This window comes from Streptomyces sp. MS19 (assembly GCF_047200595.1).
Taxonomy (GTDB): domain Bacteria; phylum Actinomycetota; class Actinomycetes; order Streptomycetales; family Streptomycetaceae; genus Streptomyces.
Genome location: NZ_JBJZOH010000089.1, coordinates 1 through 1,424, shown reverse-complemented (window position 1 = coordinate 1,424; position 1,424 = coordinate 1). Strand labels below are relative to the sequence as shown.

Annotated in this window: 1 protein-coding gene; it reads right to left on the bottom strand. The window is 68.3% G+C overall.

Going from position 1 to position 1,424, the window contains the following annotated elements; genetic code table 11:
- Nucleotides 1–208 precede the first annotated feature (208 nt).
- A complete protein-coding gene (locus ACL02R_RS29995) occupies nt 209–1,366 on the bottom strand; it encodes an IS701 family transposase (RefSeq protein WP_412800112.1) in 1,158 nt (385 codons plus the stop codon).
- Nucleotides 1,367–1,424 lie beyond the last annotated feature (58 nt).

The following is a 1,424-nucleotide window of genomic DNA, read 5'->3' as shown; positions in this document are numbered from 1 at the left end:
CCAAGCCGCTACTAGTACTGCAACGGTGCTTACGGTGACGAGGCTTCAGCCCTTGGGCTGTGGCCTCGTCTCTTGTAGTGGCTGGTCCGAGCCTGGTGCTGGCGCCGTCGCCGCCAACGGGACCAGTGCAGGACGTGGGCGACGCTGCGGCGGACAGGCCGGGTGAGGCCGGTGACCAACCGGCGGATCTCGGGGACGGTGAGTGGAATCAGGTCTGGAGTTCGAGCAGGTCCGGCCCCTTTTGAAGCTGCTGGGCCCGCATGACGGTCAGGTAGGCGTGGACGGCCATCGCGAGGGTGATGTGCCGGTGCCAGCCCAGGTAACGGCGGACCTGGTAGTCGTCCAGGCCGCACTGCCCCTTCGCGGTTTGAAAACACTCCTCGATCGCCCAGCGGGCACCCGCGACGGTGATCAGCTCGTTGAGCGTGGCCCCGGCGGGCGCGTAGGCAATGTAGTAGGCGACCTTCGTCGGGTCGGTGATGCTGCGGCGGGCCAGGACCCAGTGCCTGCGGTCGGGGCGGTGCCAGGGCCGGACTTCGACACGCGCCCAGTCGTGGATCCGCGGGCCGTGGGCACCCTCGCCGCAGGAGCGGCGCTTCCACTTCTGCCGGGGCAGATCAGCCATCAGGTCGTGGAGCGGATGGTCCAATGCCTGCCGAGTGACGACGGTGTCGTGCCTGGTGGTGGCCACGACGTGGAAGACATCGGCCTGCTCGAGTTCGTAACGCCAGCCCTTGCTGTGGCCGTAGCCCGCGTCCGCGGTCATCCAGCGGAAGGGGACCTCGTCGTCGATCGCACGGCGGACCATCTGCCGGGCGAGTTGGACCTTCGTGGCGAACCCGACCTCGTCATCGACGCCCGCGTCCCGGCAACGCACGCGGTCGTCCGTCCATGACTTCGGCAGGTAGAGCGCCCGGTCGATCAACGTCCGGCCCCGCTCGCCCGAGTAGGCGAGGAACACTCCCACCTGGCAGTTCTCGGTGCGGCCGGCGGTGCCGGAGTACTGGCGCTGGACGCCGGCCGACCGCAAGCCCTTCTTCAGGAACCCGGTGTCGTCCACGATCAGCACGCCGCCCGGATCCGCCAGGTGCTCGACGACGTACTCGCGCACGTCGTCGAGCACCCCGTCCGCGTCCCAGTCGATCCGGTTCAGCAGCCGCTGGATCCGGTCCGGGCCGCAATGGCCGGCTTCCTCGGCCACCGTCCAGCCGTTCTTGCGTTCCAGCGGCGACAGCAGACCCCTCATGTAGGCCAGCGCCGACTCCCGCGACTCGCTCCGCGCGAACCGATGAGCAAACCGCTCGTGCAACCCCGCCAGCCCGTCCGACCAGTGACGAGCATCGATCTCGGATATGTCCCCACCCATGAACAGCCCAACGAGCGAACCCGACAAACCGTCACGGTAAGCACCGTTGCAGTACTAG

Coding starts and splice junctions, on each gene's coding strand:
- ACL02R_RS29995 (WP_412800112.1), bottom strand. CDS start 1,366: ATGGGTGGGGACATATCCGAGATCGATGCTCGTCACTGGTCGGACGGG.